This is a genomic window from Actinacidiphila oryziradicis (assembly GCF_005047355.1).
GTDB classification, from domain to species: domain Bacteria; phylum Actinomycetota; class Actinomycetes; order Streptomycetales; family Streptomycetaceae; genus Actinacidiphila; species Actinacidiphila oryziradicis.
In genome coordinates, this window is sequence record NZ_SUMC01000162.1 from 1 (window position 1) to 11,563 (window position 11,563).

Genomic DNA, 11,563 nt, shown 5'->3' on the forward strand with positions numbered 1-11,563 from the left:
CGCTGCTCGCGTTCAACGTCGGCGACAGCCGGGTGTTCGACGCGGCCCGGGACGGACTTCGCCAGGTGAGCGTGGACGACAACCCGCCGCTGGCGCCGGGGCAGCGCACCACGTCCCTCGTCACGCAGACGCTCGGCACCGCTTTCACGATGGTCCCGCCGCTCGCGGCGTCGCGCCAGCCCGGTTGGGGAGGTGTTGTACGGGGTGCCCTGACCTGTGCCGCTGCACACGGTGCGCTGAGTCTCACTCGCGTGGGCGGCCCGTCCACTTGCGCAGGAGGCCGAATCCCATCAGGAGTGTCGCCAGCCACATGCCTGCGGAGACCCAGATGAGCGCCGCCACCGATGTCAGCGACCCGGCGACGAGCAGGCACAGCGACGCCGCGGCCAACGCGGCCACGAGCACAGCATGTGGCCTGCGAATCTCCTCCCAGAGGTGGCGTCGGGTGCTCAGGCGCAGGGTGCGCAGGCTGCGGTCCACTGCCCCGTCCTTCCTCAGCGCGGCTTCGATCTCCGAGAGGAGCCGCTGCTCGCGGTCCGAGAGCCCGGCTCCGCCCATCGCTGACACCGTACGTCAGCCATATCTGCCGTCGCATGCGCCTCGCTGCCCTCGGCCGGGCCGACGGCCCGGCCGAGGGCCTGTGGAGACGTTGGCGACCTGGGGAATCAGCCGCCGAACGGGCGGCCCTTCGGGTGCCCTGCCCGCTGCGTACGCACCGAGGTGTGGCCAGCGGCCCGGCCTGCGGCGGTCACTGCGCCGGAAGTGAGCCGCCTTACGGCTGACGCCCGCGTGACGCCTCGTCTCGGGCCAGGGAGTTAGAGCTCCACCACCGGACAGGTCAGGGTGCGATAGATGCCTTCGACCTGCTGGATCTGCGCTACCACCAGGCGGCCCAGGTCGTCCACCGTCGGACCCTCGGCCCGCACGATCACGTCATACGGTCCGGTCACGGACTTGGCCCGCACCACCCCCGGGATTGCTGAGATCGCTTCGGTCACAGCGGGTGCCTTGCCGGCTACGGTCTGGATCAGGATGTAGGCCTCGGTCATCACGGACCTCCCGGCGCCCGGTTGCACGCTTGCCCTACGAGACAAGGTGACGCTGCTGCGACCTCGCCGTCCGGGGCCGGGTGTGCTCCGGCACGCGAGGGTCACCAGCCGCGTCGGGATGGTCTTCGTGGCTGGACCCGATGCTTCGCGCGGGCGGACGGAGCGGGCCGCTCACGTGCGCGGCCCCAGCGTCGGACCGTACAGACGGCCGCCGCCGCGAGGCACCAGCCCCGGCGCCTGCAGTGACCATGTGCCCCTTTTCTCATGCAGAAGACTTCAATTCGCTACATGATGTGGTTCCCATGCCTGTGGTGCGGCGACGGGCACGGCCACTCGGCAGTGGTGACCAGGAGGCATGAGGTGGAGGAAGGGTTCGAGGCCAGCCTCAGGCGGCGGGAGCGCGGTGTGCGCGAGGCGCTGCGCCGGGCAGCTGAGGAGGGCGACGAGTACGCGGTCGTCACGCACACCGGTGACCTGGAGAACCTGCTGCGGCTGGCCCGTATGCACGGAGTGCAGGTCGGTGCTGCCCCGGAGCCGGATACCGTCGGCGGGGCGGGCGAAGACTGAGGCACGGTGCCGGTTCGGCCGCATCGGGCGGAAGTCCACGGCCGCCTGCTCGATGACGAGGCGGCGCGGGGGTGCCGCGACCGCGCAGCCCCGGCCCCGGCAATCGGCCGGAACCCAGGGCCGGACGTGGTCGCCTCCGGGGCCAGGTGCTGAGCGTTCGGGCCGTCCCGGCCGTCGACGGGTTCGCGCTCGCGCAGTGCGTCGCTCAGCCCGTCTACGCGTCCTGGAGTGAAGTCTGGACCCTGGTCATCGCGCGGTGGGTGTGGTGCTGATGCCCGGCGCATTGGTCACCAGCACGTCGAGGTGACCTGCGCGAAAGATTGACGCGGCTCGGCTCCCGGACGAACGGTGAGTCAGGCCGCCAACGTCTTGCGGGTTCCGGTCTGGTAGCACGTCCACGACCCGGCATACATGGGAGACGATCGCGTACCGGGCCCCTGGTGAGCGGCCCTCCAGCCCTCGGCGGACCCAGACGGCCAGGTCGACCTTGCGGCCTGATCGACGCGTGCCGACACACCCTCTGAACTGCACGGACGCAATATTCGGCACTCGCACGCCGGTCAGGCGTCCGGGTGGTGGCGGGAGGCGGCCATACGCGGGACCCCACCGCCTGCCGGACCGGGGGGGTCCTTGGCGGACCGCCTCCTTGGGTGGTCAGATTCCTGCGGCGGTGCGTACGGCGCGTGCGGTGGCTTCGGGGTCGGGGTCGGTGACGGCCAGGCGGGAGTAGGGCGAGGGGCGGCGTAGCTCGACGCACACGACGGGCCGGCGGGCGCGGACGGCCGCGAAGTCCTTTCCGCGGGGGTGCGGCCGGGTGCCGAGGGAGAGCGCGCCGGGGATGAAGGTGCCCCGGCCGGGTATGCCGTGCAGGGCCCGCCACCAGTCTGGTTCGATGGCCACCTGGTGGACCGCGGACAGGGGCACGTGCACGTTGCGGCGCCGGGCCGCCGCCTTCTCCCACCACGAAAGGCGGACGATGAGGTCCTCGCTCTTGACCACGAGCCGCGCCATCGTTCCTCCGCACCGTGCCCACCGCCCTCGCCGCGCCACTCTGCCTCGCGGACGCCGCACCGCCACTCCACTCCTTACGGACGGGCTGCGCCACCGGAGGGGGACCGCAGTGCGGTGTCGCCGAACGAGGTCGCTCCGCTTGCGGTTGTGGGCCCCGGTACGGAACCTGACTGCGCCATCGGGGGGTACGGTCCCTGGGGATTGAGGCGGTGGTGCGGCGGCTTCGGGCCGGGGCTGCATGGTGTCACCCGGTCGGCCCTGGTGTCACTGGCCTGGCCTGAGGGCGGGGCACCCTACGATCCCGGATGTGGACGATACCGATGCGGACGACGCCTTCGACTTCCCGGCTGATCTCCTGTGGCTGCAGCGTGAGTTGGACGGGGTGCGGGGCGAGCTCGTGGGGTGGCCGCAGGCCTTCTCCCGCCGGGGTGGTGACGAGCAGCGGGTGATCGACATGTTGTGGGCCCGGCAGTCGCAGTTGTCCGCCGCCGTGGCCGAGCACCCGTTCTTCGCCGGCCGGGACACCTACGGGCGGGTCAAGGCTCATCTGGCCCTGCAGGGGATGAGCGCCCGCGCTGCCGCATCGCCGGGCGGTGCGGCAGTCACCCGTTCGGCCTAATCGCCGGGGCTGGAAAGCCGGGGCTGCCGGCGACCGCTGGCCGGGCGGGTGCGAGGCGGCGCACTGCCATGCGGGGCGGTCGGCACCGGTGCGGGTCCCGCACTGGTCTCCGGCAGTGGTAGGCGGTGTGAGGATGTCGGGGCCCTTGTCCGCGAAGTGCGCCCGGTCCGGGGCGGCGTTGCTGATGAACCCATCGGGCTGCTCGCCCTCGCCCTGTGTCCTGATCGGCACCTACGACGACCTATTCCAGCACCGGCGCGGCTGCCGGAGATAGGACCACCCGGCCGGGGTCGGCCCCCGCAACGGGGGGGTGTGCGGGGGCCGACCTGAGCCATGCTATGGATCTTGGCCGGGTTACGGGAAGGGATGTGGTCAACTCTTCACCACCTGCGACTATCAGTAGTCCGATGGTGACGAAAAGTGGGCAATCTCTCGCCGATCGAGACGGTGCAGGCGGAGGTGCTGTCACCGGATGACCTCTTGGTGAAGGTTCGGGCCGGGCTGGAGGCGGTGACCGACGCGGGCGCTCTGCAGGCGGCCCCCGAAGCGACGCGCTGGAGTGAGCGAACATCGTGCCGTCCTGGGCAGTGAAAATGTTTTCTAGCGTGTCCGGTCGATCAAGCGAGCGGCTTGCGGTAGCGGACGTACTCGTTCTGTCGCCGGAATCCCGCGCTCTCGTAGAGATTGTAGGACCGGTGCGGATTCGCCGTGCCCGTGTACAGCTGGGCGGTCGCTGCACCCTGCTCGCGGAGGCTGCGCAGCCCGTCCGGTAACAGGGTCCGGCCGAGTCCGAGACGTCTCCGGTCCGCCCGGACACTCAGCTCTTCGACCTCGCCCACGGTCCGGCGTGGCGGCGGATGGAGCAGAGGGCGATGCCGACCATCTGCTCCCTCTCCCACGCGGCCCTCCCGCATGCCGCGTCGGCGGTGTCGACGAAGTCGTGGAAAGTCCACTTCTTCGTGAAGACGGTATTCGCATATGAATCAACGACCCCCTTCCAGGCCGTCGAACAGGCCCGGTCCTTATCCCGGCCGGCAACTCGCTGCCTCGTCGGGCAACTGCGATGGGCCGCGCGACGACCGCGGTGATCAGCGGCACCTGGGCATGGCCGAAGAAGTGATCAGCCAGGAGCCCGTCCGGTGCGGTGCCGGTGTGCCGGCTGCCGGCGTACGGCCGCTGGGTCAGCCTCGGGAGGAGAGCGGACCCAGCGACCGTGCGGGATCAGCGCCAGGCGACGGTGTCGAGGTCCTTGACGTAGCGGGCGGAGACGTAGCCCTTGCGGTCGGCGAGCTTGTACCAGGTGGAGTTGCCCCGCACGGTGGTGCCGCGAACCTTGTAGGCCAGCCGCGGGTGGTTGCCCGGGCGCAGCGAACCGATGACCCGGTAGCCCGTGCCGGGCCCGGAGCGGACGTTGAGCCGCCCGATGCCGTGCACCACGTGGCCCCGGACCGTTGCCTTGGCCCGTCGGGCCGGCCGCTGCAGATTCTGCCCGCAGTGCGCCGCGGCAGGCGCCTGCCGGTGGCCGTTGTGGGCAGGGGCGGCGGCAGTGGCCGCCGTACCGGACAGGACCGCCAGCGAGATGACCGCGGCGGCCAGGGCCTTCTTGAGAGCGTGACTCTTCATAATTCTCCCTCTCCACTACCAGAATCTTCAGGCAGTCGAATTCTGCCTAAATTCAGTGGCGATGAAACCGTCGAGAGAGTTCCAGTTTCCTGGGAAATTTCACTGGCGCGCAGACTGTGTGATCGTCGCACAGTCTTATGGTATTGATTTTGGCCGCGAATAAATCGCCGGTTTTCCGTCCGATGGGTGCGGGAATGTTCGGGGGGGTGAAACTCCGCGAACGCATCGTTCGCAAATACGGAAGGGGGCGGGGGATCGGTGGATCACCAGGATCCCAGAGATTCGCACGCCAGAGACGGAGGCGAGGCCCGTGTCGTGCACGTGCCCCGGAAGGCCGGCTGCGAGCAGCCGTGGCTGACGCCGGAGGACGTGCGGGGGCAGGTGTTCACCACGGTGCGCCTGCGCGAGAGCTATGACCTGGGCGAGGTCGACAGCTTCATGGGGTGGGTGGATTCCGTCATGTCCGCGCTCGTGCGCGCGGAGCTGCGCGAGCAGCGCGAAACGGCTGAGCGGATCGTGAAGGAGGCCGACTCTGCCGCGAACTCGTGCAGGCCGCCGATCTCACTCATTCATTTCGTTTCGTCGCATGGTCGGTGGTATTCCTGGTCTGTCCACGGCGGGAGAATGAGGAATAGTAACTCCCTGCGGGGGGATATTTCTTCACTCTGGCCGAGAATTCCCTGGAAGGGAATTCTCCCGGGCCTGGCGCCTGGATTGCAGTTGCGCTGATCAGCGCCGCGACGCATCGGAAAGCCGTGTGCGGGAGAACTGCATGCGCACTTGAAGCGGCGGGGGCTGGAAACGGACCGCCACCGTGCCAGTCCCGACCAAGTCCCGACCCTACTCCCACAGGTGACGGTGGCGACCCGTTCTCTCCGGCCAGGAAACGACGTGCAGCGCCTGATCAACTCACCATCAGGGATGGTCTTCGGTACCACTTCCCGCGTCCCCGTCGACGGGCCGGGCGTGCAGGGCCTCGTCTTCCCGGAATCGATGAGCCCACCGCCGGCCGTCGAGCAGGCGCAGGGCCGGTAGGTGCCGGATTTCCAGGGCGAGCAGGGCAAGGCCAAGGGTTGCCAGTGCGACCCTTCCTTGCCCTGCGGCAGCGCCGATGGCGGCTGCCGCGAAGATCGCCGCGGCAGTGGTAATACCGTGTACGATCTCTCCGGAGGCCAGTGTCTGGCGGAACGTCAGAGCGCCTCCGATGAAGCCAATGCCCGTGATGACTCCCGCCAGTGCGTTGGGGGCGCCGTTCAGGGCCAGGATCGCCACCAGGGCCGCCCCTACCCCGATGAGGGAGAAGGTCCGGTCCCCGGCGGCGGATCCGCGCAGGTTCCGTTCGAAACCGAGCGCGTAGGTGAGTGCGAACGCCAGCAGCAGATGGCCAAGGGTGGGCAAGTCGTAGGCTCTCGTCCACTTGTTGTGGAGCAATAACGCAGGGCCATATTGGACGTCAGTCGGCGTAGAGGATGCGGCGTCGGAGGAGGTCGAACTCGGCTCGCCCGTACCCGGTGCGTTTGATCATCTTGATGCGGTTGACGTTGCCCTCGACCTTGCCGGAGCTCCATTCCAAGGTCAGCCCGGCCTTCACGGCGGCGAAGTCTTGGCGTAGACCACGGGCCAGGCTGCGGAGTGAGGGCATCTGGGTCGCCTCCGCCCGGGCCAGCCAGTCGTTGAGCTCGGCTCCGCGCTTGTCGTTCATCATCTCCGCGAAGGTGCGTACGCACTCGGCGACGGCGTCCAGTTCGGGGCACCGCGTCAGCAAGCCGTTGAGCTTGACCTTCTCGTCCTCGTCGAGTGAGGTCGGGCGACGGGTGATTAGCCTGGTGGCCTGGCGCACGGTCAGCGCCTCGGGGACCTTGGGCGCCGGCTTCCCGGTAGCGCGGACGGGCTGCAGGTGGCGGCGTACGGTCCGTGCGCTGCCCCGGAAGCCCAGTTCGCGGATCTCCGCGCACAGCCGGGCGGCGTCGGTGCAGCCTTCGTTCCAGCGTCGGTGCAGGTGAGCGAGGTAGGGGTGGATCGGGGTGTCCCGGTGGCCGTCGCTGGTGGGTACATCCTCCACGGTGGCCGCGTGTGCGTATTTCCCGACTGTCTTTGGGTCGAGTCCCAGGGCCTTGGCGATCGCATAGATCCCCACGCCCTTGTCGAACAACGCGTGTACCGCAGTGTGACGTTCACGTCGCTGAGCTGCACGGGTCCCTTCTGTCGCCGGTGGTATGGGTTCGGGAGGCGCATCGGTTTCGGTATCGACCGCCAGTGTGCCAAGGGCTAGATCCTCGGTGGGTTCCGTCAGGCAGGCACGGTGTGCGGCGACGCACTTCTCGACTGCCTCGCAAAGGTTCTTCCACAGGTGGAAACGGTCCGCGACCTGCACCGCGTCCGGTGCCGCAGTGCGGACGGCTTCCGCGTAGGCGCTGGCCCGGTCACGGCAGACGATCTCCACGCCGGGATGTTCGCGCAGCCAGGCGGCGAAAGTGCCGGGCAGGACGTCCACCCGGCGGCCGGTCTCGACATCGATCAAGATCGTGGCGTAGACGTGGCCGCGCTTCAACGCGAAATCGTCCACACCCAAGACCCGCGGGGTTGGACAGACGGGCTGCTCGGACAGCTTGCGAACCAGCCTGATCAGCGTGTTCGCCCCGATCGGGATCGATAAGGACTCCGTCAGCCGCGCCCCCGCCCGCCCCGACAGAGCCAAGGCAATCGTCTCCAGGTTTCCACGCAGCGGCCGGGTCCGGCGGGCGTACCGCTCAGTGAGCCCGGCGATCTGTTCGACGAAGGTCTTCCGCACACAGACGGCGGCCGGACAGAGAAATCGCCGGACCAGCAGGTCAACCACGGTACGCCGACCCGCCACGGCCATATCAGCCAGACGGCGCTGATACCCCCCGTGGATCCGATCGGACAAGGAACCACAGCCCGGACAGAGAGCCTGCCGCGTCCCGGACCGCGCGGTGATGGTCATCAAGCCCTCGGCTATGACCACCCCCTCCACGATCACCGAATCCAAGTGAGAGAAGGCAGACCAGAGCACGTCACAGTTACACGAACACCATCATCCCAGCAGTTGGTGACGCCTAGTCACCGCTCCACAACAAGTGGACGAGAGCCAAGTCGTATGTCACGCTCCATTGAATCGCGGCGGGGTCATAAACCGGTGGGGGGGCGCTCCTCGGGAGGGCCGTGCAGCAGTGCGTCGTGCAGGGCGCGGGAGGCCCCCGATGGGGGCGAACCCTGTGCCGGGCACGCCGCGAAAGGCTGTCGGGTGGCGTTCGAGGCAAGAGCGCGCCCAAGCGGATGCCCTATGCCAGCGCATGCCGATCGCGAACAGCGCGGGGCCATGAGATCAAGACACCCGGGACCTCGCTGTGCACTTCGCTTTGCGTCGCCGGAGTCGCCGTCGCAGGCCTGGTCGCCACCGCTCTGCGGCAGCGGCGCGAGGCCGAACTCGCCAACGTCCGCTCCATCGCCGTCGCCGCCCAGCGGGTACTGCTGCGCCCGGTACCGCGCCGGGCAGGCATCTGCGGATAGCGGTCTCCTACACCTCCGCCGCAGCCGAGGCCCGCATCGCCGGCGACCTGTAGTACGAGGTCGTCACCTCCCCCGGTGGGGCACGGCTGAGAGCGTGGTGGTGAACCGTGCTGTAGCTCGATGAGCTGCGGTTTTCTGGTTGGGCGGGTGTGGTTGCGGCTGGGTTGGGGCAGCCAGCGGACGGTTGGTTCTGTCTGTCCGGGAGGTGTCTGGTGCCGTCGGTGATCGCTTTGCTGGAGTGCCGTGAAGCGCGGGCGCGCGAAGAGCTCGAGTCCTGGCTGGAGGCGGTGCGGGAGGCCGAGGAGCACGCTGTCGCGGCCCGGCAGCGGGTGGACCACGCGCGCATCGCCCGTGAAGAGGTGCTGCGCGCGCTGGCCGAGGAGGGCGAAGGCGCCACCCGGCGGGCGGAGAACGGACCGGGAACGGCATCCGCGCAGAGCAGGAAGGATGACGTGCCGTCAGGATCCGTAGTGGGACCGGTCGGGACGGTGACGGCGGTGCCGGTGACCGTGCGGAAGGCGGTGCCCGCCGGGACGGGTGGGGGTACTGACCGTGATCCGCGGCCGCCGGCCTGGCGGGCCGGTCTGGGCGAGGAGGTGCTGTCGGGGGTCTACCGGCAGGTCTTCGCAGTGGCCGCGGCAGCGTCGGGGCCGGTGACCGTGCAGGAGCTGACGCGGGCGCTGGGCCGGGACGCGACACGGATGAACGAGGTGGAGAAGGTGCGGCATCGGGCGTATGCGCTGGAGGCGCGGGGCTGGCTGCTGCGCGAGCGCGGCGGGGTGTTCAGGGCTGTGGCGGGTCCAGCCGGTGGGCTCGCCGCTCCGGCCAGTGCAGCCGCTGCCGCGCCATCCTCCGGGTCAGCGTGAGCAGGCCGGCCCACCACACCATCTGCTCGTGGTGATCGGGGCGGCGCTCGTGGTCGCGGTTGAGCCTGCGGGCCCGTGACAGCCACCCCAAGGTGCGCTCCACAATCCAACGGCGCGCGAGCACCACGAACCCCCTCTGCCCGTCGCTTCGCCGCACGACCTCGACCTTCACCCCGTGCCGGGCGAACGCCTGCGCCAGGGCCGGCCCCTGGTAGGCGCTGTCGGCCCAGACCAGCTTCAGCAGCCGGCCTGGCGCGGCCATGAACCGCTCCAGCAGGTCCGGGGCGGCCACCGAGTCGTGCACGTTGGCCGCGGTGACGGTGACCTCGAGCAGCAGGCCCAGCGTGTCGGTCAGAATGTGGCGCTTCCTGCCGTCGCGCGATTTCGCGCCGTCGTAGCCGCGGCTGTCGCCGGTGACGGTGTCCGCGCCGTCCACTGACTGCGCGTCGATGATCCCGGCACTCGGCTCGGCGGGCCGTCCCTGCTGCTGTCGCTCGATGCGCCGCAGCCGTTGGTACAGCTCGCGCACGTATCCGTGCCGGCACCACCGTCGGAAGAAGTCGTATACCGCCCGCCACCAGGGAAAATCGACGGGGATAGCGCGCCACTTCGCCCCGTTGTCGACGACGTAGCGGACCGCGTCGACCATTTCCCGGTGGCAGAACGCCTCCGGGCGCCCACCGCGGCCCTCCAGCCAGGCCGGGACCGGCATCGACGCGCGGATCTGGGTCCACTCCGCGTCGGTCATGTCGGTGGGATAGCGCTCAGCACGCCGCCCCGCAGCGATCGCCCCGTACAGGTGCACGTAGCAGTCACACGGAAGAGGGGCCGGAATGGACCACGCGGCATCGGAAGTGGTCAACTGAGTGCGCAGCGGGTCTCCTTGAACGAGCCGGGTCTCGACAACCACGTCTCTACCGAGGGACCCGCTCTTTCATGCCTACCCCGCCACCAGCACCTGCGTGCGAGGCATCACCCACACCGAGATACCCGAACACCAATCGCTTCACCACCACGCTCTGATTGTCGGCGACGTCCAGGGCAAGGGCCTGGACGCGGTGGAGACCGCCGCTGTCGTGCTGGGTGCCTTCCGGACGGCCGCCCACGACGAACCCGACCTCGCATCGGTCAGCGCCCGTCTGGAGCGTGCATCTCGTTGGGAAAGCTCCTCCGGGCGACGTCGCTGCTCGGTCAGATCATGAGCCGCAGCTTGCTGCCCTTGGGGAACTCCTGAAGCAGGCGATCGATTCCGGCGGGAATGGCGACGCTGAGCCCCGCCGTCACCTCTCCCGCGGCTCCCGGATGCTCCGCTCCAGCGCCGCCACGAGGTCGACGGCTGGCTCGGGCTCCGGGGCGGCGGCCAGCTCTCGGCCTGACACCTTGGCCATGAGGAGCCGCTCCAGTGCCGCCGGGTACTCCTCGCGCAGCTCGCCGGTGTCGACGCCGGCCAGTTGGTTGATGAACAGTGAGGCGAGTTCGAGTTCCTGGCCCGTCACCGGCGAGCTCGACGCCAGGCCCTCAGGCTCCCGTAGTTCCTCGGGCCATAGGAGGGTCTGGACAACGAGCGCCCCGTGCCGCGGCCACAGGACGGCGATCCGCTCCCGGGACCAAATCGTCACCTTGGCCACTGCCGCCTGTCCGCAGCGGTCCAGTATGGCGACGAACAGGGCATACGGCCGCTGCCCGGCCGGTGCGGACGCGCCCGCGTAGTAGGCGCGGGAGAGCGTGATCGGGTCCAGGCCATCCACTGGCACGAGGCCGAGCATGTCGATGACGCGTTTCGTCGGCACCGGCAGGGCCTCCAGATCCGCATCCCGGAGCACCACCACCTGGCCGTCCGGGGCCTCCCCGGCGTGGGCGATCTCCTCCTGCGGCACTTCCCGGCCCTCGGCCTCGCACATCCGGTGGTGCCGGATGCGGGACCCGCAGGTGTGGACCTCGTCCAGCGGGGTGCGGGCCTCCTCCGTCGCCGCGTACAGGCGCACAGGGATCGTGACCAGGCCGAACGAGATGAAGCCCGACCAGACGGCCCTCATGTTGACTGCCGCGTCCACGTGAACTTGTCGCCCCCCACCCACCTGATGACCGACGGGTCGTCGAGGTCTACGTGTTCCAGCCCGGAGCGAAGAGAGAACTCGATCACGTCCACGATCGAGAACGCCTGGCCGACCGGCTCCCCGTTGACCAGCACGATGCGGAACGGCGGCTCGCCGTGCTGGACGCCCGCCACCACGATCGGGACGCGTGGACTCTCACTCCCGCTCATACATCCATGGTGCCGCTAACGTCTTACCGTT

General features: G+C 69.3%; 15 protein-coding genes and 3 pseudogenes. 7 read left to right on the top strand and 11 right to left on the bottom strand.

The features are described from left to right. The 3 genes from FCI23_RS64425 to FCI23_RS51000 all read right to left on the bottom strand — a co-directional run. The coding region (locus tag FCI23_RS64425; protein WP_211265841.1) for a hypothetical protein at positions 1 to 230 on the bottom strand (230 nt) is incomplete at its 3' end. A gap of 13 nt (positions 231 to 243) precedes the next feature. Then, positions 244 to 558: a DUF3040 domain-containing protein gene (locus tag FCI23_RS50995; RefSeq protein ID WP_136730778.1), complete on the bottom strand. Its 315-nt coding sequence runs from the start codon at positions 556 to 558 to the stop codon at positions 244 to 246. Positions 559 to 815: 257 nt separating this feature from the next. Further along, positions 816 to 1,049: an Lrp/AsnC family transcriptional regulator gene (locus FCI23_RS51000; RefSeq protein ID WP_136730779.1), complete on the bottom strand. Its 234-nt coding sequence runs from the start codon at positions 1,047 to 1,049 to the stop codon at positions 816 to 818. A gap of 360 nt (positions 1,050 to 1,409) precedes the next feature. Here FCI23_RS51000 and FCI23_RS51005 point away from each other — a divergent pair, with 360 nt between their 5' ends. Beyond that, positions 1,410 to 1,616 (top strand): hypothetical protein, encoded by a 207-nt coding sequence (locus FCI23_RS51005; protein ID WP_136730780.1) that lies wholly within the window; start codon positions 1,410 to 1,412, stop codon positions 1,614 to 1,616. 654 nt (positions 1,617 to 2,270) lie between these two features. Here the strand turns inward: FCI23_RS51005 and FCI23_RS62825 are convergent. Beyond that, a complete protein-coding gene (locus FCI23_RS62825; protein ID WP_136730781.1) occupies positions 2,271 to 2,627 on the bottom strand; it encodes a hypothetical protein in 357 nt (118 codons plus the stop codon). Positions 2,628 to 2,934: 307 nt separating this feature from the next. Here FCI23_RS62825 and FCI23_RS51015 point away from each other — a divergent pair, with 307 nt between their 5' ends. Both FCI23_RS51015 and FCI23_RS57720 read left to right on the top strand, forming a co-directional pair. Next, a complete protein-coding gene (locus FCI23_RS51015; RefSeq protein WP_136730782.1) occupies positions 2,935 to 3,246 on the top strand; it encodes a hypothetical protein in 312 nt (103 codons plus the stop codon). A gap of 420 nt (positions 3,247 to 3,666) precedes the next feature. Further along, positions 3,667 to 3,837, top strand: a complete 171-nt coding sequence (locus FCI23_RS57720; protein ID WP_169317391.1) for a hypothetical protein — start codon at positions 3,667 to 3,669, stop codon at positions 3,835 to 3,837. A gap of 26 nt (positions 3,838 to 3,863) precedes the next feature. Here FCI23_RS57720 and FCI23_RS51020 read toward each other — a convergent pair. Beyond that, a pseudogene (locus FCI23_RS51020) lies at positions 3,864 to 4,287 on the bottom strand (GNAT family N-acetyltransferase); the annotation flags it as partial. 180 nt (positions 4,288 to 4,467) lie between these two features. Beyond that, positions 4,468 to 4,869 (bottom strand): SH3 domain-containing protein, encoded by a 402-nt coding sequence (locus tag FCI23_RS51025; protein ID WP_136730783.1) that lies wholly within the window; start codon positions 4,867 to 4,869, stop codon positions 4,468 to 4,470. Between the two features lie 258 nt (positions 4,870 to 5,127). Here FCI23_RS51025 and FCI23_RS51030 point away from each other — a divergent pair, with 258 nt between their 5' ends. After that, positions 5,128 to 5,598 (top strand): DivIVA domain-containing protein, encoded by a 471-nt coding sequence (locus tag FCI23_RS51030; protein WP_136730784.1) that lies wholly within the window; start codon positions 5,128 to 5,130, stop codon positions 5,596 to 5,598. A 186-nt stretch (positions 5,599 to 5,784) separates the two neighbouring features. Here FCI23_RS51030 and FCI23_RS51035 read toward each other — a convergent pair whose 3' ends face one another. Beyond that, positions 5,785 to 6,267, bottom strand: a complete 483-nt coding sequence (locus FCI23_RS51035; protein ID WP_169317392.1) for an MgtC/SapB family protein — start codon at positions 6,265 to 6,267, stop codon at positions 5,785 to 5,787. 55 nt (positions 6,268 to 6,322) lie between these two features. Beyond that, complete coding sequence (locus tag FCI23_RS51040; protein WP_136730786.1) at positions 6,323 to 7,903, bottom strand: ISL3 family transposase; 1,581 nt, start codon at positions 7,901 to 7,903, stop codon at positions 6,323 to 6,325. Between the two features lie 344 nt (positions 7,904 to 8,247). On the opposite strand from FCI23_RS51040, the pseudogene FCI23_RS51045 reads away from it, so the two are divergent. Beyond that, positions 8,248 to 8,450 (top strand): annotated as a pseudogene (locus FCI23_RS51045) (hypothetical protein); the annotation flags it as partial. A gap of 162 nt (positions 8,451 to 8,612) precedes the next feature. Next, positions 8,613 to 9,266: a hypothetical protein gene (locus tag FCI23_RS51050; RefSeq protein WP_136730787.1), complete on the top strand. Its 654-nt coding sequence runs from the start codon at positions 8,613 to 8,615 to the stop codon at positions 9,264 to 9,266. Here the strand turns inward: FCI23_RS51050 and FCI23_RS51055 are convergent. After that, positions 9,184 to 10,014, bottom strand: coding sequence for an IS5 family transposase (locus FCI23_RS51055; RefSeq protein ID WP_169317393.1), 831 nt, complete (start codon positions 10,012 to 10,014; stop codon positions 9,184 to 9,186). The two genes, FCI23_RS51050 and FCI23_RS51055, sit on opposite strands and share 83 nt — an antisense overlap. Before the next feature lie 271 nt (positions 10,015 to 10,285). Between FCI23_RS51055 and FCI23_RS51060 the strand changes: the two are divergent. Then, positions 10,286 to 10,417 (top strand): annotated as a pseudogene (locus FCI23_RS51060) (SpoIIE family protein phosphatase); the annotation flags it as partial. Between the two features lie 129 nt (positions 10,418 to 10,546). On the opposite strand, the gene ku reads toward FCI23_RS51060, so the two are convergent. Together ku and FCI23_RS51070 are read right to left on the bottom strand one after the other, a co-directional pair. Continuing rightward, positions 10,547 to 11,320 (bottom strand): non-homologous end joining protein Ku, encoded by a 774-nt coding sequence (gene ku, locus FCI23_RS51065; RefSeq protein ID WP_169317394.1) that lies wholly within the window; start codon positions 11,318 to 11,320, stop codon positions 10,547 to 10,549. Beyond that, a complete protein-coding gene (locus FCI23_RS51070) occupies positions 11,299 to 11,532 on the bottom strand; it encodes a hypothetical protein (RefSeq protein ID WP_136730789.1) in 234 nt (77 codons plus the stop codon). Before FCI23_RS51070 ends, ku begins: the two co-directional genes overlap by 22 nt. Positions 11,533 to 11,563: the final 31 nt, after the last annotated feature.